The sequence below is a fragment of the Noviherbaspirillum humi genome, from assembly GCF_900188095.1.
GTDB lineage: Bacteria > Pseudomonadota > Gammaproteobacteria > Burkholderiales > Burkholderiaceae_D > Noviherbaspirillum > Noviherbaspirillum humi.
Genome location: NZ_FZOT01000013.1, coordinates 84,350 through 105,240, shown reverse-complemented (window position 1 = coordinate 105,240; position 20,891 = coordinate 84,350). Strand labels below are relative to the sequence as shown.

The following is a 20,891-nucleotide window of genomic DNA, read 5'->3' as shown; positions in this document are numbered from 1 at the left end:
TCCTCAATAACGCTCAATCTATAGCATAATTAAAGCTTCATAAAACTCCATAGAATGAGACTTAATCGTTATAATAATCATTCTATGGAGGGTTTTTATGCCGAAAAAAATCTTGCCGCATGATGCCGTGCCAACCTTGGTGCAGGAGCGCTTGCGTCAGTGGGGCGGCTGCATCAGGAACCAGCGTCTCGTCCAGCAGATGCGCAGGGCGGACTTGTGCGAAAGGATGGGAATTTCGGACAACACCTTGCGCCGGCTGGAAAGCGGTGACAGCCGCCCTGGCATCGGGCTGTATTTCTCCGCGCTCTACGTGCTCGGTCTGCTGGACCTGGTCGTGCCGGCCCTGCCGCCGGAACTGTGGGCGCCGACGGGCCGCAGCCGGGCGAGGCGGCAGCATGCGGTCGCGGAGGATGACGATGACTTCTAAGCCGCTCTACGTCTACCTGCAGCGGCCGGACACCGGCGATTGGGTCACGGTGGGCCGCTACAAGCTGGATGGCGAGTCCGAGATCGGCCGGTTCAGGTACGCGCCGAGTTATGAGGCGGCAGGCCATGCCTGGACGATCGATCCGGTCAACCTGCCCTATCTCCCCGGCAGGGACTGGGAAGCGCGGCGCTACCGCGGGCTGCATGATGTCCTGCGCGACGCTTGCCCGGACGCCTGGGGCAAGATGTTGTTGCAGCGCCAGCACAATCTGCCGGCGGATGCGCACGATTCCCGCTATCTGGCGCTGGCCGGCAATGTCGACCGCTGGGGGGCCCTGGCGGTGGGGCCGTCGGCCACACCATCGGTGGCCGCGCTGTCGAGTCCGCGCCTGCCCATGCTGGAGGCCCTGAGCCGCGAGCTGATCGCCCTCTTCGAACGCCGGCCGGCGCTGGACGCCCGTCTGCGGCAGCGCCTGGTAGCCACGCCAAGCCTGGGCGGCGCGCGCCCGAAGACCACGATACAGGATGCGGACCGCTACTGGCTGGTGAAGCCTTTTTTGCCCACGGACGCGGCCGACATCCCGTTGCTGGAGCACGTTGCCCAGCAGTGGGGACGGGCTTGCGGGCTGAATTTTGCGGAAACGGTGCATCACGCGCTCGGCGACGGTCTTTCCGTGGTGCGGGTGCTGCGCTTCGACCGCCTGGGCAAGCGGCGTTTTATGGCGGTAAGCGGCGCTTCCCTGCTGCAGACCGAGTACCCGTTCATCGGCCCCGAAGAATCGGCGCGCTGGAGCTATCCGCGCCTGGCGGAAGAGCTCAAGCGCATCGGCGCGCCTCTTGCGGACCGCGTCGAGCTCTTTGACCGCATGGTGTTCAATGCCGTGGCCGGCAATGACGACGACCACCCGCGGAACCATGCGGCCATGTACCACGCGCAGGAGAACCGCTGGCGGTTGGCGCCGGCCTTCGACGTCGTGCCCAATCCCGTCGAAGCCCCACGCGCGCTGACCATGCAGCTGTCGATGGGGCGGTTCGATATTTCCCGAGAAGCGGCGCTGGCGGATGCGATTCGCTTCGGCTTCAAAACCCTGGATGAGGCGAGCGCGCACCTGGACGCCCTGCTCGACCGGATTGGCGCCGGCTTCACCCGGGTCGAAGGCCTGCTCAGCCCTGAGCTGCGGGACCTGCTGCAGCCGCGCCTGCAAGACAATCTGGCCCTGCTGCGCTGACCGGCGAAAAGAAATCCGAAATCCGCGCGAGGCGGCTTTCGACTCGGCCGGAACGGCCGCTGCATCATCCTTGCGCGAAGAACTGGCTCGGGGTCTGGCCGAACTGCTTGCGGAACATGGTGGAGAAGGCGCTGGGACTGTCGTAGCCGAGCGCCAGGGCGACATCGATGACCTTTTCACCGGTGGCCAGCAGTTCCAGGGCGCGCAACAGCCGCGCCTGCTGCCGCCATTGTCCGAAGGTCATGCCGGTCTGCTTCACGAACAGGCGCTGGATGGTCTTGACGTCCACTGCCAGGCTCCTGGCCCAATCGGACAGGGTGGAAGCGTCGTCCAGACGCTGCTGCAGCGATTCGCAGATCCGGAGCAGCCGCGGATCGGACGGCGTTTGCAGATGCAGGGGAAGCACCGGCAGGACGTGCAGCTCATCGAGGATCAGGCGCATGAGGCGGCCGTCCCGGCTGGCCGCCTCATAGGGCTGCGGCACTTCCATCGCCGCCCGGATGAGTTCGCGCAGCAGCGGCGGTATGGCGACCGCCTGCGTTCCCGCCAATAGCGTGCGCGCAGCGCCGGGGGCGACGAACAGGCTGCGCATGTGCACTTCGCCAACGCATCGGATCTCGTGCGTCATGCCGGCCGCCATCCAGATGGCGCGGGTCGGCGGCACGACCCATTGCCCGGCTTCGGCTTTCACGACCATCACGCCGCGCACGGCATAGATCAGCTGATGCTTGGAATGCGCATGCGGCTTGATGTGCCAGCCTGCGGGGTAGTCGGTCGGGCGGCCGGTCACGGGCGACGAGGCGCCCTCGATTTCCTGGAGCGCCTCGGAAAGCGCCTTCGGTCTGGGCTGGGTTCCCATGTCTTTTTCTCAAAGATTAATGGTCGAATGCCGCAAGACAGGCATGCCGCATCATCGCATAATTCAATCTTTTCTAGCACGTGCCGGCCCGGGCAGTCCATTTCCCGAGACCGGCTGCACAAACCCCGGAATTCCCGCATGAACACTTCAGCCAAGGCAAGCGCCGCCAGCGCCAGCGCTCCCGACATCGCCGCGGTTCCCGCTGCCGGCGCCCAGAAAGCGAAACCGACGTTCGGCATCCTGGGCGCCATCAGCTGCGCCCACATGGTCAACGACATGATGCAGTCGTTGATACTGGCGCTGTATCCCATCCTGAAAACCGGGCTGTCGCTGAGCTTTGCCCAGGTCGGCCTCATCACCTTGACCTATCAGCTCACCGCCTCCCTGCTGCAGCCGATGGTCGGCCTGATCACCGACCGCCGGCCGCGGCCCTACTCGCTGCCTTTCGGCATGCTCTCCACGCTGGTCGGCCTGCTGCTTCTGTCCATGGCGCCCAGCTTGGGCATCGTGCTGCTGGCGGCCGCCTGCATCGGCATCGGATCGTCCATCTTCCATCCGGAGTCGTCGCGCATCGCCCGCCTGGCGTCGGGTGGCCAGCATGGCTTCGCCCAGTCGATGTTCCAGGTGGGCGGCAACCTCGGCACCGCCATCGGGCCGCTGCTGGCGGCGGCCGTGATCGTGCCGCACGGCCAGCGCAGCGTGGCCTGGTTCGGGCTGGTCGCCCTGCTCGGCGTCGGCCTGCTGCTCCAGGTGAGCCGCTGGTATGCGCGGCACCATGCCGGCCAGCCTGCCGGCCGCAAACAGGCAGCCGCGTCGCCCTACCCGCGCAAGGTGGTGATCGGCGCCATCGCGGTCCTGCTGGTGCTGATCTTTTCCAAGTATTTCTACATGGCCGGACTGAGCAGCTTCTACACGTTCTATCTGATGGAGCACTTCGGCTTGAGCGTGCAGAACGCACAGATGCACCTGTTCTACTTCCTGTTCGCATCGGCCGTGGGCACGGTGCTCGGCGGACCGGTCGGCGACCGCATCGGCCGCAAGCCGGTGATCTGGATCTCGATCCTCGGGGTGGCACCCTTTGCGCTGCTGCTGCCCCATGCAAACCTGTTCTGGACCACGGCATTGACCATCATGATCGGCCTGGTGCTGTCCTCGGCCTTTTCCGCCATCCTGGTCTATGCCCAGGAACTGATGCCGGGAAAGGTAGGCACGGTCTCCGGGCTGTTTTTCGGCTTCGCCTTCGGCATGGGCGGCCTCGGTGCGGCGGTGCTGGGCCTGTTCGCCGACCGGACCAGCATCGGGTTCGTGTATCAGACCATTGCCTATCTGCCCTTGCTGGGACTGGCCGCCGTGCTGTTGCCCAAGGGACGACAGCGGATGTGACGGGTGCCGGCCGCAGCGGCGTCATTCGGTTGAATAGTGACCTGGCGCGATTTCGCTTTCGCCGTCCTTGCCGCACGCCGCAAGCCGCAAGCCTGATCACGACGCGGCAGCGGCCCGGTTCAGGCCGCGTATCTGAACCTTGGTACCGGGCGGCGAAGTCTGCGGGCGAGCTTGTCCAACGTGCTGATCGCCGCGGCATCCCCAGCGCACGCATGAACGGCGCCGTTATCGATCTTGTCGCGCATTCAAATCGAGGCAAGAATCGCTTCTCCTGCCGCATCGCGATGAACCATTGGCCAGGATTCGCCTCGAAGTCAGATCACGCTTTCCGCCTTCGAGGCAACTTTTTTATGCCGGCAGCCATGCCATGGCATATATGGCAACAGAAACCAGATAATGCACGTACGGATCAGCTCGATCGGTCTCTTGATCCCGCGCCCTGCATCGCAAGACACGGCATTGACCGCTTCCATCCGCAGTATCGATCCCGCAAGCCTGGAAGCCTTGCCGGCAAGCGCGGGCGTCTACCGCTTTCTCGACGCGCGAGGCACCCCTCTCTATATCGGAAAAAGCGTCAACATCCGCGCCCGCGTGCAGGCGCATCTGCGCACGCCGCAGGAACGCGCCTTGTTGCGCGCGACGCGGCGCGTCGATTTCATCCGCACAGCGGGCGAGATTGGCGCATTGCTCCTTGAATCGCAGCTCATCAAGAAGTGGCAACCACCATACAACGTGTTGCTGAAGTCTGCGGCACCGGCTTATGCGTTATATCTCCCCAAAGGAAGCCTGCAGCCACACGTGGTCGATTATGAAGACGCCGGCCGCGATCGCGTTCATGGTCTTTTCGCTTCACGCAGGACGGCGGAAGCGGGATGGCGGGCGCAGATCAAGCGTCATGGGCTTTGCCCTTCGCTGCTCGGCATCGAGAAGACAACGCTCGGGCGCGCATGTTTCGCCCATCAGCTCGGCCATTGCCGCGGCGCCTGCGTCGGGTTGGAAACGCCCCTGGCGCACAGGCGCCGCGTGCTGAAAGCCTTGAGGCAGCTCGATCAATATGCATGGCCTTATGAAGGGCCGATCGGTGTCGTCGAAAACGATGGCCGGCTGCATCAGGTGCATGTGGTCGACCGCTGGGCCTATCTCGGAAGCTTGTCGGAAGACCTGCCCGTGCTGAAGCTGCCCAACCGAACCCGGCTGGATGTGGACACGTTCAAGATACTGTCCGCACCATTGGCCGCCGGCTTGCTGACGCGTGTTGACCTGCAAATCAGCCGCAGCGAGCGCGAGATTCGCAGTTCCACGTTTGCGCCTCATGAAGATGCGGCTTAGCCTGCAAGCCTCCGTTGTGCTGCAATAACGTTCACGTCAGACAGGTTCTGTCGTGCTGTCGGAACAATGACGTCCATCCCTTGGTCATTGAGACGATGCTGGGTGCCGCTGCTTGCACAGGCCCGATGGACTCCTACAGAAGCTCCGGCGGCACCGGCCGGCCCATCAGGTAGCCTTGATAGTATTTGCAGCCCTGCTTCGCCAGCAGGTCGCGCTGGCTCTCGTTTTCAATGCCTTCCGCCATGACATTCAAGCCGAGGATCTGGCACAGGGAAATGATCGTCTGCGATATTGCTGCATCGTCCTGGTTGCACAGGATATCCTGTATGAAGGAACGGTCGATCTTCACCTCGTCGATCGGCAGCCGCTTCAGGTACGCCAGCGATGAATAACCGGTGCCAAAGTCATCCAGCGAAAACCTGACGCCCCAGCTTTTCAGCGTATCCATCTTGGCCACCGTGTCATCGATCCGATCCACCAGCGTGCTTTCCGTCAGCTCCAACTTGAGCGACCGAGGGTCGACGCCGGCCGCCCGCAGCACATCGATCGTGCGTGGCAAAAACTCCGGATGATGGAACTGCCGCGCGCTGACGTTTACCGAGATGCCTGGCACCGGCCTGCCCGCGCGGCGCTGCCAGAGCGCCATCTGCCGGCAAGCCTGTCCCAGCACCCAGTCTCCGAGCTCGACGATCAGGTTGCTGTCTTCGGCGATCCACATGAATTCCGAGGGATAAAGCAAGCCGCGATGCGGATGGCGCCAGCGCACCAGCGCTTCGACGCCGATCATCTGGCCCGACTGGTCGACCTGAGGTTGATAATGCAGCACGAATTCGCCGGCCTGCAGCGCCTTGCGAAAGTCGCGGTCGAGTGCGGCGCGCTTGTTGACCCGGCATTGCATGCCCTTGTCGAAAAAGCGCAGGCCGTTGCGGCCGCTCGCCTTCGCCTCGTACATGGCGACGTCGGCGCGCTTGAGGATTTCATCCGGGCCGACCGGCTCGCCGTTGAAGAGCGCCACCCCGATGCTGGGCGTGCAGCTATGCCTGTAGCCAGCCACGTCGAAGGGCACTTGAAACGCACCGAGAATCTTTTCGCCGAGGATGCGCGCCTGGGTGGCCGCCATGTCGGATTGGGGATCGAGGTCTTCCAGCAGGATGACGAACTCGTCTCCGCCGAAGCGCGCGACGGTATTGCTCTTGCGCACGAAGCGCTGGAGCCGCTGCGCCACCAGGGTCAGCAGGATATCGCCCTTGTCATGCCCCATCGTATCGTTCAACGTCTTGAAGTTGTCCAGGTCGATGAACATGACGGCGCCGGACTGGGCATGGCGCAACGCGATCTGCAGCGCGTGCGCCAGACGGTCCATCAGGAGCCTGCGGTTGGGCAGGCCGGTCAGCGCATCATAGAACGCGAGCTGCCTGATGTAATGCTCATCTTCCTTGCGGCGCGTGACGTCGCGCTGCACCGAAACGAAATGCGTGGGCGTTTCTGAGCGGACTGCCACGGGCGCAATGTCCAGCTGCGCCCAGAATGGCTTTCCCCGCTTGGTGTAATTGATGAGCTCCGACTGTACCGGCAGGCAGTGTCGCAACGCATTTCCCACGCGATCGAGTTCGCAGCGCTGCGTGCCGGGCCCCTGCAGAAAACGGGGTGAGCGTCCCAGCACTTCATCGCGCCGGTATCCGGTGGTGTTTTCAAACGCCTTGTTCACGAATACGATTCTCGGCCCGGGCTCGTCCAGCGGCGATGCCTCGGTGATCATGACCGTATCGCTGACCCGCTCGATGCACTCTTCCAGCAACTCCCGCTTCGCCTGCTTTTCAATCAACTCAGTGACGTGGTGAACGGTGCCGGCCAGGGCCAGATGCTGGTCCAGGCTCCGGATCAGCTCCGCATGCTGGCGCACATGGCGCACGCTGCCATCGGCAAGCACGATGCGATGCACGATGTCCATCGGCCGCACGCCGCTGCGCGCATCTTCCAGCGCCCGCTGCACCGACGCCAAGTCGTCTGGGTGGACGTAGTCCAGATACCGGTCCAGCGGAATCAGCGGCGCTTGAGGCTCTGCATGCCAAACGCCGTAGATGCGGTACACCTGCTCCGAGATCTGGAAAGTATGCGTCGTCAGGTCGAGTTCCCAACTGCCAATATCGGCGATGCGCTGCGCTTCGCGCAAGCGGCGCGTCTGCAGCTCCAATTCCAGCTTTTGCTGGCGCAGAGTAATGTGCATCACCACCTGCTGCGCCAGCATTACCAGCCCTTCCAGAACGCTGGACCTGAACCGGCGCGGCCGCGTGTCCATCACGGCCAGGGCACCGATGACATGGCCGTTTTCCATCCGCAGCGGCACGCCGGCGTACGCACGCAGGTAGGGGCTGCCTGTCACCAGGGGATTGCTGCTGTGCGTGGGATCCTTCATGGTGTCCTCGACGACATAAATGCCGGAAGACATGATCGTATAGAGACAGATCGCCATGGCCAGCGGCGTCTCGGGCAGTTCCAGGCCCACGCGGGCCTTGAACCACTGCCGCTGCTCGTCAATCAGAGTGACGGTGGCGATCGGCGTGCCCGCGAGGTGGGCTGCAAAACGCGCGATTTCGTCGAAAAACGATTCGGCTGGCGTATCAAGCAGATGGAGAGCACGCAAGGTACCAAGGCGGTCCGGATCGTTGACTAAGGCATGGTTCATCTGCCTTTCTCCATGGAACGAGGCGCTTCCCTGTTTGCATTTTTAATGCCGATACCAAGTTTCCGCCTGAGTTCAGGCGCGTGCGCTTAATGTAAGTGTAGATCAAGGTTTGGAATGCCAATGCCCGGTCCGCCACTCCCCCGCACGGCAGCAATGCTTGCGACGCGCCATCCCCGGCAGTGACCGCCGCTCGCGCCGCCCGCGCTACGGCCGGCTGTTTCCCTGTCGCGCCCGGATCGACGACTGCGCGTTGGACAAGACCATGTCGAGCACGTCGAGATTGACCGATTTCGAGGATCGGCGAACCGTGACAGCAGTTGGCTGACCGAATTGCATTCGAACAGCTCTCTGCCGGACCGGGTCAGGCCGGGAAACCGGCGCAGCGCCTTCCGGGCAGCTGGAGCGACATGCCTTGGTTCGGCGCCGATCATCCCATCCAGTCGACGGCGATGCGGGCGGCCGCCGCGACGATGTCGCTGCGGCCCTTGGCGTCTTCCTGCGGATGGGTGCTGTAGATGGCAAGGACGATAGGAGCGCGCCGGAGCGGCCACAACACGGCGACATCGTTCGCCGTGCCGTATGAGCCCGTGCCGGTCTTGTCGCCGATGATCCATCGAGCCGGCAGGGCTGCCTGGATGCGCGCCGCCCCGGTCGTGTTCCCGCGCAGCCAGTCGCGCAGCAGACTGCGCTGAGCCGGCGCCAATGCCTCGCCCAAGACTAGGCGCTGCAGGCTGGTTGCCATGGCGGCAGGCGTGGAGGTATCGCGCGGGTCGCCCGGGATCGCGCTGTTGAGCGCGGTTTCCCACCGGTCGAGCCGAAACCGCGCGTCGCCGATGGAACGGGTGAATGCAGTGACCTCGTCCGGGCCGCCCAGCACCTGCAACAGCAGGTTGGCGGCGGTATTGTCGCTGTACTGGATGGCTGCCGCGCACAGCGCTGCAACCGTCATGCCATCGTCGACATGGCCTTCCGTGAGCGGCGAGTATTCAACCAGATCGCTTTGCCGGTAGTGCACCCGCTGCGCCAGCAATCCGGGGCGGCGTTCGCTTGCGCGAAGCAGCGCCGCCGCCGCCATCACCTTGAAGGTGCTGCAGAGCGGAAAGCGTTCGGCATCGCGGTAACCGAGGCTGGCGCCGCTGCCGGTATCGAGCGCGAACAACCCCAGCCGTCCGCCGAATGCCTTCTCCAACTCTTCCAGCCGTGTCATGGCGACCGGTTCCTGCGGCATGCTGCCAGCCCATCCAGCGCCGGCTGCGAGAGAAGCAAAGGCGGCTGCCTGCAGGAGCCTGCGCCGCCTCGGTGCGTGCGCCATCGATGAACCTCATTTTGAAAACGCAAAAGGAGCGGGATTGTCGCACGAGAAAACGCCATTGCCTCATCGACACCTGACGCCGCCATTCCGGTTGCCGCGTCCCGGACAACGGCCAGGGTGATCCTGCGCGGGCGTGCTGATTTTCAGCCCGGGAGGCGCACGGCTGCTTGAGTGGCCGCCGTGCCACTGCGCCAGCGGTCGCACAGGGAAGATTCCTTACCCGAGCCGCGGGTCGGCCGCCTAGGCTTCGTACGCAGTCAGCACCACATCGGCAGCTTCCTGTCGCAGCGGAATGAGCGCCTGGTACTGGGAGGAGGCATGCCACTCGTCGGCCGCGCGCATGCTGGGAAACCGGATGACGACAATATCCGGATGCGGATTCGCGCCCGCCAGGACGGCGGCCTGCTTGCCGCGGAAGACGATTTCCGCATCCCACGGCGCGATTGTGGCGGGCACCTGATCCCGATACCGGGCCCACTTGGTCTCATCTTTAATCGTTATCTGGCCAACGACATATGCATAAGCCATTGCGGTCGACTCCTTGGAAGTGGAGAAACGGGTCAAGCCTGCGATCGAGAGCGGACGCTGGCGCGGGCTGCCCTTCATGCCTTTGTCCGAACCGAGATAACGCCGCATCCGTCATGGGCGCAGCAGCCCGCGCGCCAGCCATGTTAAAGACGATGCGGCGAAAGGCGCTTGCGCTCGCCCGATTCTACTCGAAACGCTCATCGGCTCTTCGCATGCCGGCTGATTAACCGTGCAGACATACCGCATGGATCCGTATTGCAGGCAATGGTCAGTTTGGCTCGTGGGACGGTTCCAGCGCACCATGTTCGTCGAATTTCGTGTAGTGCCTCAACTCGGCCAGCAGCGGCGCGATTCGCTCCCTGAGCTCGGCATGCAGGTATCGCACAGCGGGAGAGAATTGTCGGCGATGCGGACATACGAGATGCAGCGGCACCGGTTCGCCCAACTGCTCCGGCATGACGATCTCCAGCCGTCCACTCGTGACGTCGCGGCAAACGTCGAGCCAGGATTTATAGGCAATGCCGAGCCCTTCGACCGCCCAGCGCCGAGCGACGTCCGCGTCGTCGCAAAGCAGTTCCCCCTTGACCGTGACCTGTCTGCGCGCGGCGCCGACCGGAAAAACCCACCTGTCGTACACCCGGCCATCCAGCACGAAGAGCAGGCTCTTGTGCATGGCCAGTTCGTCGAGCGAGGACGGCCTGCCATGGCGCTCCAGGTAATCCGGCGAAGCCACGAGCACGCGCCGGTTGCTTTCCGCCAGCGGCAATGCCACATAGCGCGCATGTTCGACCAGGCCATAGCGGAGGGCAAGGTCGACCGGGTCCCGGAACACGTCCGTGACGTGGTCCGACAGCGACAACTTCAGCACGAGCTTCGGATGCGCTTCGCGAAACGCCGTCAGCCACGGCAGCAGCACGTTGCGGCCGAGGTCCGACGGGGCTGAAATCTTCAACGTGCCCCGAAGCTCCCGGCGTTCGCCTTGCAGGCAGTCTTTTCCTTCGCTGAGGGTGGACAGGACTTTTTGCGCATAAGGGAGGTACTGCTCGCCTTCCGCCGTGAGTTTCAGGCTGCGGGTAGAGCGGGCAAAGAGCCGTATCTCCAGTTCGCGTTCCAGCCGCTGAATCGCCGCACTGACCTGTCCCGGCAGCAGGTCGGCCTCCCGGGCAGCGTTGGAGAAGCTGCCCAGCGCCGCGGTGCGCACGAAAAGCTGGAGGTCGTCGATCCGGATCATTTTCATTATCAGAGTGAAGGTGTTGCTCCATTTTCCCGGTTTTTCATGGAATTTTCAGCGTGGAGAATACGGTCCATATGCCAGGCATGAACCCGTTTTCGTGCCTGCCGATTTCCCACTGACTGGAGCTCGAAATGAAAGCTATCGTCTATACGCAGCATGGTCTCCCGGCCGAGAACCCAAACTCCCTCTACGACGCGGAACTTCCCAAGCCCGAGCCGGGACCGCGGGATTTGCTCGTCAGGATCCGGGCGATTGCGGTCAATCCGGTCGACACCAAGGTGCGCAAGGGGTCGCCGACCGATGGGCCGCGCGTGCTGGGCTGGGATGCTGTCGGCACGGTGGAGGCCGTCGGCCACGACGTCGCCCTGTACAAACCCGGCGACGACGTGTTTTACGCCGGCTCGATCGCGCGGCCCGGCGCCTATGCGGAATACGGATTGGTGGATGAGCGCATCGCCGGCCGCAAGCCGGTGTCGTTGACCGATGCCCATGCCGCCGCGCTGCCGCTGACTTCGCTCACCGCCTGGGAACTGCTTTTCGACCGCCTCGGCGTGGCGGAAGGCGGCGGCGAGGGCGAGGCCCTCCTGATCATCGGGGCGGCTGGCGGCGTCGGCTCGATACTCACGCAGCTGGCGCGCCGCCTGACCCGCTTGCGCGTCATCGCGACGGCTTCGCGCCCGGAAACGCAGGCCTGGGCGCGGGAACTGGGCGCGCATGATGTCATCGACCATTCGCGGCCGTTGCTGGACGGCTTGCAGGACATCGGTGTGTCTCAGGTGCGTTACGTCGCCAGCCTCACGCAGACGGACAAGCATTTTGCGCAAATCGTCGAAGCGCTTGCCCCGCAGGGCCGGTTCGGCATCATCGATGATCCGGCCACGCTGGATGCGATGCCGCTCAAGCGCAAGGCAATCTCGCTGCACTGGGAACTGATGTTTACCCGCTCCCTCTTCGAGACGCCGGACATGGTGCGGCAGCACGAGATTCTCGATCGGATCGCCGACCTGGTCGACGCCGGCACGCTTCGCACCACGGTGGGCGAACACTTTGGACGCATTACCGCCGAAAACCTTCGCCGCGCTCATGCGCTCATCGAAAGCGGCCGTGCGCGGGGCAAGATCGTGCTTGAAGGGTTTTGAACTCGTTGCCGCATGATCTGACACCGGGGAGGCGCCATCGGTTGAAGCTCCCCTCCTTCAGCATGCCGATCGGTGGAAGCAGAGACTCGCGGTGGCAGGTCGCAGGCGCTGCGAATCCTCTCGGCCGTGGATACCGGGCTACCCTGGGCCGCCTCCTTCAGGGAAGATTGACTCTCTTCTGCGCCTCTTCGACGATATAGCGGATGTCCAGCCTGTAGGCCTTTTCCTCGCCCGGTATCTGCATGGTCCAGTTGCAGCCGTCGATACCCGCCGACCGCGGTTCGGGCAAGGGAACGGATACATGCGCATCGTCCTCCTGCACTTCACGCAGCTGGTTCACCCGGACCTGCACGTACTGTTGAATTTCCTGCGGAGAAAGAATTTGGCGTTCCATAGCAGCTTCTCCTAAGCGCGGGGGATTATCAGGAAGGGCACATGTCGCAAGCATCTTCCCGAAGTATAGGGGGCGATTCGCACTGCATGCCTTGACGTACCGCCACACCCGGCAGCCAGGTTCGATCCGCGCCGATCCGGCCGGCGCTTGCCAAACGGCAGACGCGAACAGCCAAGGCCCGCTCGGATGCATATTCATTTTGCATTCTTCCACTGGTCGACTATTTTTGTATGGTCGTTGCCGCTTTTTCTAACGACGCCGCCTCCCGGTTAATCGGTGCTCAGCGTGCCTTGCCAAGGGCGAGCCTGCATTAGCCGCCACATCCGACCGCAGGAGTTCCATCATGAAACTAGCCGGCGCGATTTTTCTGACCCTGGCGCTTTCCGGATGTGCCGGGAAACAGGGCTTGCAAGCATCCAGCGCAGACGGATGCAAGAAAACTTCGGAACAGGAAATTGCTGCATTGTTCGATCGATGGAACCAGTCCCTGCTGACTGGAGACCCGAGGAAGGTGACGGCGAACTACGCCGAGCAGGCGATTCTCCTGCCTACCGTCTCGAACCAGCCGCGTCTCACCTCAGGGGAGAGGGACGATTACTTCCGCAAATTCCTCGCCGACCGCCCGTCGGGAAAAATCGACTCGCGCAGGATTTACCTGGGGTGCAATTCGGCAGTGGACGCCGGGTTGTACACGTTCACCTTCGGGAGAACGGGCGCAGTCGTTCCGGCCCGATACACGTACTCCTATGCCTGGGATGGATCGCAGTGGCTGATCACAAGCCATCACTCTTCCGCCATGCCGGAGAAGTAGCGAAGTCCGCTGCCCGAATTGCAGGATTTGCCGGATTCTGCCGCTGCGGATGACAGCAGGAAGCCGTCTGCGGTCATCCGCCCGGTTGCCCTGTGTTAGGCGTTTGCCAGGGTCTTCCGCAGGATGCTGGGAATGACGCCACCGTGCCGCAGCAACTCGCATTCGAGTTGTGTCTCCACGGCCGCCGTGACGCTGAACGTTTCAGTCGTTCCGTTTTTCCGAATGATGTGCACCGGCACCGAAGCACGTGGACGAAGCGCATCGGCGGGCACATCCACCTGAACGCGGTCGCCGGGGAGCAGCATCAGCCGGGCCGGGTGCATCTCCGCCGGCATCATCAAGGGCAGAATCCCCATGCCGATCAGGTTGGAGCGGTGAATCCGCTCGAAGCTGACCGCGAGGACGGCGCGAATGCCAAGCAGCCGCTGTCCCTTGGCGGCCCAGTCGCGCGATGAGCCCATGCCGTACCGTTCGCCCGCCAGCACCACCACCGGCTCGCCGGCGGCGCGATAGCGTTCCGCCACGTCCCATATGGGCAAGACGTCCCCGCTCGGCACATGCAGGGTGTGCGCCACCGGCGCTTCCGGCGCAAGCAGATTGCGCAGTGTCTTGTTATGGAATGCGGCTCGCATCATCACTTCCCAGTTGCCGCGGCGCGATGCGAACACATTCAGATCGTTTCGCTGCTCCCCCCTCGCCACCAGGTAATCGGCCACCAGGCTGTCCGGCGGGATGGCGCTGGCCGGCGAGATATGGTCCGTCGTGACGTCATCGCCGAGCACCATCAGCGGCCAGGCCGTATAACTGCCCAGTTGGCTCCCCTGAGACCGGGAAGCGAATGGCGGACGGCGCAATGCGGTGGACGTTTCGCTCCAGGGGAAGCGCGGCGTGCTTGGCGCTTCCAGGTCGTGCCAGAGCGGATTGGCGCTGGCCTGCGCGAAATCGCGGCCGAAATCCTCCGCCGCCAGTGCGCGTGCTAGATGCGCCCGCACTTCTTCCGGCTGAGGCCAGAGATCATGGAGATAGACCGGCTTTCCTGCCGCCGTCGTTTGCACCGGCTGCCGGCTCAAATCCCGTTCCGCATCGCCGGCCAGGCCGAAGGCAATCACCAGCGCCGGCGACATGATGAAGCTCAGCTCCAGGTCGGGATGCACGCGCCCGGGAAAATTCCGGTTGCCGGAGAGGATGGCGACCGCTTTGCTGGCATGCCGATCCTGCGCCTGGCGAATGGGTTCGGTCAGCGGCCCCGGATTGCCGATGCAGGTCGTGCAGCCGAAACCGACGATGTCGAAGCCGACCGCCGACAGATCATCCAGCAGGCCGGCTCGCCGCAGATAGGAAGCGGCGGCCGGCGACCCGGGAGCGAGGGAGGTCTTGACCCATTGCGGGACCGACAGGCCGAGCGAGCGCGCCTTGCGTGCGAGGAGACCGGCGGCGATGAGCAGTCCGGGATCCGAGGTATTGGTGCAGCTGGTAATGGCGGCGATGGCCACCGGATGCTTCGGCAGCTCGCCTGCCTGCGCCGGTTGGAAGCCGACCTTCGCCAGGGCGGCTGCGGTATCGCCATAGTTGAGCAAGTCTTGCGGGCGGCGCGGCCCGGCCACATGCCAGGCAATGCCGGCGAGGTCGATTTCCAGGGTCCGCGTGTAGCGCGGCTCCGCGGCAGGATCGAACCACATCGCGTTGCGGCGGCAATAATGCTCCACCAGTTCGAGGCTGGCCTGGCTGCGGCCCGTCATGCGGAGATAGTCCACCGTGGCGGCATCGACCGGGAAGAAGCCGGTGGTGGCGCCATATTCAGGCGCCATGTTGGCGACCACGCTGCGCTCGCTGGCCGACAGGCCGCCGACCCCGGGGCCATAAAATTCGACGAACGAACCGGTCACATCGAGCTCGCGCAGATGGTGGGTGACGGTCAATGCCAGGTCGGTCGCCGTCACGCCCGGCCTGAGTCGGCCCGTCAGCTTGACGCCGACCACTTCCGGGATGCGCAGCATGGTGGGCATGCCGAACAGCACCGTCTCGGCTTCCAGCCCGCCGACGCCCCATCCCAGGACGCCGATGCCGTTGATCATCGGCGTGTGGCTGTCGGTGCCGATCATCGTGTCCGGAACCGCCCATCGCACGCCATCGAGGTCCTGCGTCGTGACGACCGTCGCCAGCTGTTCGAGGTTGATGGTATGCATGATGCCGGTGCCGGGCGGATGGATGCGCACATGATTGAGCGTGCCCGCAGCCCAGCGCAGGAAACGGTAGCGTTCCCCATTGCGCCGGATCTCGTGGCCCATGTTGATGACGGCGGCGTCCGCACGGCCATAGGCTTCCACGGCCAGCGAATGATCGACCGATACATCGACCGGCAGCACCGGATTCAGGATGGACGGATCTCCGCCCGCTTCCGCCACCTCGTCCCGCATCGCGGCGACATCGACCAGGGCCGGCGTACTCGTGGTGTCGTGCATCAGGATCCGACCGGGCTGGAACGCAAGCTCGGCTTCGCTGCTGCCTCGTTCCAGCCAATCGAACAAGGCTGCGACGGCCGCGTCCTGTTCCGCGCCTGAAGTATTGCGCAGCACGTTTTCCAGAAGGATGCGCAGTACCACGGGCAACTGGTGGACACGCGCGCCGAACCGCGACGGCAAATCAATAAATGCGTAACGCTCGCCACCAACGTTCAAGCTGGAAGCTGCAATGGGGCTTGGATGACTCATGGCCCTATTTTGCCTTTTTTACGGAAAAAGTACAATCCGAAGCAAACGCCGAATGTGAAAACTGGATAAATCGACCGTCCGACGCACACTCCACATCACTAATTACATCTGTGCTCGTTCGGCGAACAGGCAGATGCGTTCGACGTAAGGATTCTTGCTGCAGAGCGCCGGAAATGGCCCCGCTTCAGCAGGCAGAAACAGCCAAAGAAAAGTCTGCCGTTCTTTCAAACGGCCGGGAACCCCTGTTCCCTCAGTAGCGGCGAGAAAGAGCGTATTGAAGAGATCGAATCAGCCGGTTTTGGCAAGGCCGGGGACGCCGCTCCATCGCCCGCGTCCAGGATGCGATGGCGTCACCAGACGGCCCCGAAATGCTGGCGCAATTCGTCGATCGCCGACAGGGAAAGCGGCTCGGGCCTGGGCTGCGCCTGCAGCCAGAGTTTCGCGGTTTCTTCCAGCTCTTCCACGGTCGCCATGGCGGATGCCGGGTCGCGGTGCCAGACGTTGGGGCCGAGCCGCTCCAGCAAGACCGCACGGATCGGCGTACCGGCATCCCGCATGCCGGCGATCTTTGCCGCCACCTCGTCGCCGACCGCCGGATTGCCCGGACGCTGATAAGCGATCAACGGCACGCGGCCGACCTTCATCACGAAGTAAGGCGTAATGGGCGGCAGGATCGCATCGCTCTGCCAGACGCCGGAAAGCGTCAGCTGCACCAGGTGCGTCGAGTGGGTATGGATCACGCATCCGGCGTCGGCATCCGCCTCGTAGATCCGCCGGTGCAGCACCAGGGTCTTGCTGGCGCGGTCGCCGGATACCTGCACGCCATCGGTGCCGACGCGGGCAATGCGCTGCGGCTCGAGGAAGCCCAGGCAGGCATCGGTGGGCGTGATCAGAAAACCGCCGCCCTGCTCCTGCGGCAGCCGGGCGCTGATGTTGCCGGCGGTCGCATGCGCATAGCCGCGGTCGAACAGGCTTTTGCCCACGCGGCAGATCTCCTGCCGCAGATGCTGTTCATGGTCGGTCATGATGACTGCGCGAATGCCTTGCTGAAGAAATCGACCGTGCCGAAGTTGCCCGACTTCAGCGCGATATGAACACCGCTGTCCGCAGCGAGAGAATGCGCGAAGCACCACGGCACGCCGGGATCGATCTGCGGTCCGATCTGCATGGTCTTGATGTCGAGTGCCTGCACGCAGGCGCCGGAGGTCTCGCCGCCGGCCACCAGCAATTGCCGCACGCCGCCTTGCACCAGACCGAGCGCGATCGCGGACAGCGTCTTCTCGATCAGCTCGCCGGCCTCCTGCACCCCGAGCTTTGCCTGCACCGCCTTCACCGCGGAAGGCTCGGCGGTGGCGTAGATCAATACCGGCGTCGCGCCCAGCCGTGGACGCGCCCAGTCCAATGCCCTGGCAACCATATCCACGCCGCCGGCGACTTGCAGCGGGTCGATTGCCATGGCCGGCCAGCCCCGCGCGATGAAATCAGCGACCTGAGCGTTGGAGGCAGTCGAGCAGCTGCCCGACACCACCGCTTTTGCGCCGGATGCGGACGGCAGCAGCGCAGACTCGGGATTCGCCGCAATGTTCCAGTTCTGGGGCAGGCCGATGGCAACGCCGGATCCGGCCGTCACCAGCGGCAAGGCTGCAAATGCACGGCCCATTTTGATCAGGTCGGCATTGGAAATGGCGTCGACGATGGCGATGCCGACGCCATCCTGCTTCAACTGGGCGATACGCGCCTGTATCGCTTCGGTGCCGGCGGCGACGGTCGCGTAATCGATCAGCCCGACTTTCCGGGCCGACTGCCGTTGCAGAACGCGGACCAGGTTCGCATCCGTCATTGGCGTGAGCGGGTGGTTCTTCATCCCCGAATCGCTGAGCAGGACGTCACCGACGAACAGATGTCCCTTGAACAAGGTGCGGCCGTTGTCCGGGAATGCCGGACAGGCGATCGTGAAATCCGTGGCGAGAAAATCCATCAGCGCTTCGGTGACCGGACCGATATTGCCTGCATCCGTCGAATCGAAGGTCGAGCAGTACTTGAAATAAAGCTGGCTTGCCCCTTGCGCCTTCAGCCACGATGCCGCCGCCAATGACTGCGAGACCGCTTCCTGCGCCGGGATGGTCCGCGACTTCAGCGCCACCACGACGGCATCCGCCCCGGCCGGCAGCGGCGACGACGGAATGCCGATGGTCTGCACCACTTTCATCCCCGCGCGCACCAGATTGTTCGCCAGATCGGTGGCGCCGGTGAAGTCGTCGGCAATGCAACCAAGATACATAGTTTTCTCCATGAACGCGGCAATGATGAGCCGCACCGGCGGCCGAGGCGCTGCAATGCCCATGCGCCGGTCGCCTCGGCGCAGGCGTCGGCGTGCCGATCACCTGACTCCGCGGATGAACGAAGACATGCAGGGCGCACCCAAAGCGATGGGCAATAACGCCAGCGCCTCAGGAAGCCAATATTACAGCGCCTGTGCGTCTGCCGGCGCAATCGACAGGCGGGAAGCGCCGCATCTTTTCTGTTCAAGCAGGTCCAGCGAAAAACAAGGGTCCCGCGGGCGGAAGAGCCGCGGGAACTGCATCACTTGCGCCGGCCGCGGTTGGGCGGGCTTGGAGGAATCCTGGCCGCTGCCCAGCGCCCGGGACGGCAGCGGGATGACGGCTGCCGCTGCGCGTGCAGACGCTGTTCGGCATGCCCTGCCGCGTCGCCCAAGCCGCTCGTTCATGCCGGCTGGCCAATGCGCAGAATCTTCAATCCCTTGGTGCCACCGTTGGGAAGGAGACCGCAATGCATCGTGCAGGACTCGCGGGCGAGCCCGCACTGGCAAGGACTCACAAGGCGCATGAAAGCCGAACTGTTGGCGACGCGGTGGCGAATGAACTTCGTGGCTCCTCTTTGAGGAGAGGCTGCTTTATTGAATTTCTTCAATTCCTGAATCTGCCAGACGAACAAACACCAACCCCTTGCTTTTTTGGTTTTCTACGCTTTAAAATGCAATCGTGCTTTTCATTGCATCAAAGTGCAAAACCTTTCTGGAGACATACATGCAGCGTCGGACCTTCATCCGCTTTTCCGCCTTGGGACTGGCTTCTCTGGCTCTTCCCGTACAGGCGCTCGCCCAGGACGCCTATCCGGCCAAGCCCATTACCGTCGTCGTGTCTTTCAGCGCCGGCGGCAATAACGACGTCCGCGCGCGCCAGCTTGGCGTCGAGGTCTCGAAGATGCTGGGCAAGCCGGTCATCATCGACAACAAGCCTGGCGCGAGCGGCAATATCGGCCACGAATTCATTTCGCGCGCGGCCGCGGACGGCTATACGCTCGGCATTGGCGCCATGGGACCGCTCGCCGTGAATCCCTTTGTTTTCCCGAAGGTGAACTTCGATCCGCTCAAGGATTTCACGCCCATCCTGCTGATCGAGAAGGCGCCGCTGGTCCTGGTGACGCGCACGGACAAGCCTTTCAAGTCCCTGAAAGATGTGGTGGCGGCAGCCAAGGCCAAGCCCGACTCGCTGACCATAGGCAACGCCGGCCCGGGCGGCGCACATCACCTGAGTGGAGAGCTGTTCAAGCAGCAAGCCGGTATTTCGCTGCTGCCGGTCCCTTACAAGGGCGGAGGGCCTGCTTCCAATGCCCTGCTGGCCGGTGAAGTCGACATGATGTTCGAGCAAACCTACGCCGCCCTGCCGTCCATCCAGGCAGGCAGGACCCGCGCGCTGGCCGTCACCAGCGAAAAGCGCCTGCCCAGTCTGCCGGATGTGCCGACGATGGCCGAACTCGGCTATCCGAAGGCGACCGTGTCGAACTGGCTGGGCTTGATCGGGCCGAAAGGCATGGCGCCCGGCGTGGTGAAGAAGCTGAACGAATCGTTCAACGCGGCGTTGGCGCTTCCCGATCTGAAGGCCAAGATCACCGGGCCGGGGAATGAGATCGGCGGAGGGTCGCCCGAAGAGTTCGCCGCCTTCATTGCGGCTGAGAACAAGCGCTGGGCGCAAGTCGTCAAGGCGGCCAACATCAAGATCGATTGATGCTGCTTGGGCGGCACGGATCTGCGTGCCGCCGGTTGCATGCCTGTCCGCTGCTGATACCGCAGGTCGGCAGGCGTATGCTCAGTGCGTTTCCGCCGGAGCGACTGACGCCCCCTGGATGCCATGGCGCGCCAATGCCGCGCCCACGAATCCGTCTGCCTTCATGGCCTCGACGAACTGGCTGAGGAATGCGGCCGCTTCGCTGCCGCGGCTCTTCGGCGTTCCCATCGCTTGCCGGATCACCATGAACCGCTCATTCAGCAGGCGCAAGCCGCCCAGGCGCCGGGCATCCGCCTCCAGCTGCTGCTTGACGCCCGCCGCGACTTCCGCGCCTTCCGCGAGATAGGTTTCCACCACCGCCGGCGAGGTCGGCGCGCGCAGTATCTGCGCCTGCTTGAGCGTGCGCGTCAGGTACAAGTCATAGGCGCTGCCCTTGCCGACCACGACGCGGTTGGCGGCATCGTCCACCTCGTCGTTGGCGCGCAATGGCGAGTCTTCCTTGACCATGTAGAAGCCCTCGATCAGCACATAGGGCGGCGTGAAAGCGATCTCCGCCCCGCGCACCGGGTCGATCGCGAAGAAGCCGATGTCCGCCTGCTCCGACACGACCACATCCACCGACTTGCCGGCGGCATCGACCACCACCAGCTCCAGCTCCGCGCCGAGCAGCTTGGCGAACTCAGTGGCCAGATCGACCGAGACGCCATACGGCTTTCCCGCCGCATCCGCATTGGCAAGGATCGGGTTGCCGAGATTGATGGAGGCGCGCAGCTTGCCGGTCGGGGTGAAGGCGGAACGGATGTCGGAGGTAAGGTTCATGAA

The 20,891-nt window shown here is 63.7% G+C and carries 17 protein-coding genes; 7 read left to right on the top strand and 10 right to left on the bottom strand.

Annotation, left to right across the window (positions count from 1 at the left end; all coding sequences use genetic code 11):
- The first annotated feature begins 97 nt into the window (after positions 1 to 97).
- Both CHB88_RS17195 and CHB88_RS17190 read left to right on the top strand, forming a co-directional pair.
- On the top strand, positions 98 to 427 hold the full coding sequence (locus CHB88_RS17195; protein ID WP_089400571.1) for a helix-turn-helix domain-containing protein: 330 nt from the start codon (positions 98 to 100) through the stop codon (positions 425 to 427).
- Complete coding sequence (locus CHB88_RS17190) at positions 417 to 1,655, top strand: type II toxin-antitoxin system HipA family toxin (protein ID WP_245845032.1); 1,239 nt, start codon at positions 417 to 419, stop codon at positions 1,653 to 1,655. The genes CHB88_RS17195 and CHB88_RS17190 overlap by 11 nt, the downstream gene beginning before the upstream one ends.
- A gap of 64 nt (positions 1,656 to 1,719) precedes the next feature.
- Here CHB88_RS17190 and CHB88_RS17185 read toward each other — a convergent pair whose 3' ends face one another.
- Positions 1,720 to 2,514, bottom strand: coding sequence for an AraC family transcriptional regulator (locus CHB88_RS17185; RefSeq protein ID WP_089400569.1), 795 nt, complete (start codon positions 2,512 to 2,514; stop codon positions 1,720 to 1,722).
- 138 nt (positions 2,515 to 2,652) lie between these two features.
- Between CHB88_RS17185 and CHB88_RS17180 the strand changes: the two genes are divergently transcribed.
- Positions 2,653 to 3,897, top strand: coding sequence for an MFS transporter (locus tag CHB88_RS17180; RefSeq protein ID WP_089400568.1), 1,245 nt, complete (start codon positions 2,653 to 2,655; stop codon positions 3,895 to 3,897).
- Positions 3,898 to 4,356: 459 nt separating this feature from the next.
- Positions 4,357 to 5,226: an endonuclease gene (locus CHB88_RS17175; protein WP_143131332.1), complete on the top strand. Its 870-nt coding sequence runs from the start codon at positions 4,357 to 4,359 to the stop codon at positions 5,224 to 5,226.
- 133 nt (positions 5,227 to 5,359) lie between these two features.
- Here the strand turns inward: CHB88_RS17175 and CHB88_RS17170 are convergent, their stop codons facing one another.
- From CHB88_RS17170 to CHB88_RS17155, 4 genes are all read right to left on the bottom strand, one after another.
- Positions 5,360 to 7,912, bottom strand: coding sequence for a sensor domain-containing phosphodiesterase (locus tag CHB88_RS17170; protein ID WP_089400566.1), 2,553 nt, complete (start codon positions 7,910 to 7,912; stop codon positions 5,360 to 5,362).
- Positions 7,913 to 8,339: 427 nt separating this feature from the next.
- Positions 8,340 to 9,224, bottom strand: a complete 885-nt coding sequence (gene bla / locus CHB88_RS17165; RefSeq protein WP_089400565.1) for a class A beta-lactamase — start codon at positions 9,222 to 9,224, stop codon at positions 8,340 to 8,342.
- 240 nt (positions 9,225 to 9,464) lie between these two features.
- Positions 9,465 to 9,830, bottom strand: a complete 366-nt coding sequence (locus CHB88_RS17160; protein WP_245845029.1) for a DUF1330 domain-containing protein — start codon at positions 9,828 to 9,830, stop codon at positions 9,465 to 9,467.
- A gap of 190 nt (positions 9,831 to 10,020) precedes the next feature.
- Entirely contained in the window at positions 10,021 to 10,983 is a 963-nt protein-coding gene (locus tag CHB88_RS17155; protein WP_089400564.1) for a LysR family transcriptional regulator, read from the bottom strand.
- A gap of 134 nt (positions 10,984 to 11,117) precedes the next feature.
- On the opposite strand from CHB88_RS17155, the gene CHB88_RS17150 reads away from it, so the two are divergent.
- Complete coding sequence (locus CHB88_RS17150; protein WP_089400563.1) at positions 11,118 to 12,125, top strand: zinc-binding alcohol dehydrogenase family protein; 1,008 nt, start codon at positions 11,118 to 11,120, stop codon at positions 12,123 to 12,125.
- Between the two features lie 157 nt (positions 12,126 to 12,282).
- Here the strand turns inward: CHB88_RS17150 and CHB88_RS17145 are convergent, their stop codons facing one another.
- Positions 12,283 to 12,519 carry a hypothetical protein gene (locus CHB88_RS17145; RefSeq protein WP_089400562.1) on the bottom strand — a complete coding sequence of 79 codons (237 nt, stop codon included), beginning with the start codon at positions 12,517 to 12,519 and terminating at the stop codon, positions 12,283 to 12,285.
- A 343-nt stretch (positions 12,520 to 12,862) separates the two neighbouring features.
- Here CHB88_RS17145 and CHB88_RS17140 point away from each other — a divergent pair, with 343 nt between their 5' ends.
- Positions 12,863 to 13,330: a DUF4440 domain-containing protein gene (locus CHB88_RS17140; protein WP_089400561.1), complete on the top strand. Its 468-nt coding sequence runs from the start codon at positions 12,863 to 12,865 to the stop codon at positions 13,328 to 13,330.
- Between the two features lie 95 nt (positions 13,331 to 13,425).
- On the opposite strand, the gene acnA is transcribed toward CHB88_RS17140, so the two are convergent.
- From acnA to otnK, 3 genes are all read right to left on the bottom strand, one after another.
- A complete protein-coding gene (acnA, locus tag CHB88_RS17135; RefSeq protein WP_089400560.1) occupies positions 13,426 to 16,041 on the bottom strand; it encodes an aconitate hydratase AcnA in 2,616 nt (871 codons plus the stop codon).
- A 350-nt stretch (positions 16,042 to 16,391) separates the two neighbouring features.
- Entirely contained in the window at positions 16,392 to 17,066 is a 675-nt protein-coding gene (locus CHB88_RS17130; RefSeq protein ID WP_089400559.1) for a class II aldolase/adducin family protein, read from the bottom strand.
- Positions 17,063 to 18,322 (bottom strand): 3-oxo-tetronate kinase, encoded by a 1,260-nt coding sequence (otnK, locus tag CHB88_RS17125; protein WP_425436120.1) that lies wholly within the window; start codon positions 18,320 to 18,322, stop codon positions 17,063 to 17,065. The genes CHB88_RS17130 and otnK overlap by 4 nt, the downstream gene beginning before the upstream one ends.
- A gap of 766 nt (positions 18,323 to 19,088) precedes the next feature.
- On the opposite strand from otnK, the gene CHB88_RS17120 reads away from it, so the two are divergent.
- The gene (locus tag CHB88_RS17120; protein ID WP_089400558.1) at positions 19,089 to 20,069 is read left to right on the top strand and encodes a Bug family tripartite tricarboxylate transporter substrate binding protein; all 981 of its coding nucleotides are present in this window, start codon (positions 19,089 to 19,091) and stop codon (positions 20,067 to 20,069) included.
- A gap of 81 nt (positions 20,070 to 20,150) precedes the next feature.
- On the opposite strand, the gene CHB88_RS17115 is transcribed toward CHB88_RS17120, so the two are convergent.
- Complete coding sequence (locus CHB88_RS17115; RefSeq protein WP_089400557.1) at positions 20,151 to 20,888, bottom strand: ABC transporter substrate-binding protein; 738 nt, start codon at positions 20,886 to 20,888, stop codon at positions 20,151 to 20,153.
- Positions 20,889 to 20,891 lie beyond the last annotated feature (3 nt).